Annotated in this window: 2 protein-coding genes and 1 pseudogene; 1 reads left to right on the top strand and 2 read right to left on the bottom strand. The window is 76.0% G+C overall.

Features of this window, described 5'->3' with window-relative positions:
• A pseudogene (locus ND748_RS32085) lies at positions 1-448 on the top strand (hypothetical protein); the annotation flags it as partial.
• Here ND748_RS32085 and ND748_RS32080 read toward each other — a convergent pair.
• Entirely contained in the window at positions 357-929 is a 573-nt protein-coding gene (locus ND748_RS32080) for a hypothetical protein (RefSeq protein WP_251750027.1), read from the bottom strand. The pseudogene ND748_RS32085 and the gene ND748_RS32080 overlap by 92 nt on opposite strands.
• Positions 926-1,350: molybdopterin-dependent oxidoreductase (locus tag ND748_RS32075; RefSeq protein ID WP_251750026.1), on the bottom strand; the 425-nt coding region annotated here is incomplete at its 5' end. The genes ND748_RS32075 and ND748_RS32080, both read right to left, overlap by 4 nt.

Raw genomic sequence — 1,350 nt, 5'->3', positions numbered from 1 at the left:
GCGCCGGGACGTGTTCGGCCGGCTGCCGGCCGAGGGCCGCTGGGCGGCGCTGCTGCTGGCCGACGGCAACATCGGCATCGGCGGCGATCCGGTCCGGCTGCTGCGTCGCGTCCGGCAGTTGCTCGCCCCGGCCGGGCAGGCACTCGTCGAGATCGAGCCGCCCGGGACCCCCGTCGGACCGGTCCGGCTGCGGCTGGAGGACGCCGGCGGCCGCATCTCGAAGCCGTTCGCCTGGTGCCAGGTCAGCGTCGACGATCTCGCCATCGTGGCGCCGGCCGCCGGCCTGCTCGTGGCCCGGCACTGGCAGAGCGGGGGGCGCCACTTCGCCGCCCTGCGCCGCGACCAGCCATCGGACGCTACCGTCCCGTCCGATCCCGACGCTGCCGTCCCGTCCGCTTCCGGTGGGCGCGGCGATTTCGACGATCTCGGTGGGCCCGGTGGGCCATGATGAGCGCGGCGCCGGCCCAGACCACGCCCAGGACGATGGCCAGGTTGCGGCCGTAGGGCAGCGGGTCCGCCGAGGGGTTGTCGGCGGAGCCGCCGTAGCCGCGCCACAGCGGCAGCGACGCCAGCGCCACCGACCCGCTGACGAGGAGCGCGCCCTGAACGACGGCGCGGTACGGCGCCGGGACGAGGCGGCTGAGCGCGAAGCCCACGATCATCGTCGCCGGCACCAGCAGCGCGTCGTGGACGACGATCCCGCCGATCAGCCAGGCACCGGCGTTCGACGGGCGCGTCGCCCGCGACATCGACAGCAGGCCGTCGACGCCGTAGCCCAGTGCCGCGAGCCCCGCCGCCGCCAGCACCACCCGTAGGGCGAGTCCGCCAACGCTCGGCCCGGTCCTGCCGACGTCGCCGACGCGGCCGTCGCTGTCGCCATCGCCATCGCCGTCACCGTCACCGTCACCGTCACCGTCGCCGCTCGTCACAGCATCACCACCCGGTGCACCCACTTCGTCTGCAGGACGCCGGGCCGGTTGGGGGCGATGAGCCGGGCCGGGTAGCCGTGATCAAGGTCGAGGTCGGCGCCGTCGAGGCCGGTGGCCAGCAGGGTCAGCGGATCCCGGGCATGGGCGGGGCGCACCTCGCTGGCCCGGTAGCCGCCGCGCGCCTCCAGCGACTCGACCCGCACGGTGGCGTCGGCGGGGATGAGCGCCGCGTCGAGCAGGTCGCGCAGCCGGGGACCGTGCCAGGTCGCGTCCGCCGACCAGCCCTCGACACAGGTGATCGGCAGCCGCACGGTGTGGCGGGGCAGCGCGTGCACCTCGGCGAGGCGGTAGACGACCCGCCGGGCGCCGACGACCTCCAGCCGGTACTCCGGAGCGCGGGCCGCGGCGACGACCCTGTCTC

The organism is Frankia sp. AiPs1, from assembly GCF_023716945.1.
GTDB lineage: Bacteria > Actinomycetota > Actinomycetes > Frankiales > Frankiaceae > Frankia.
The sequence above is the reverse complement of the archived record's forward strand: the minus strand, read 5'-3'. Positions and strand labels throughout refer to the sequence as shown.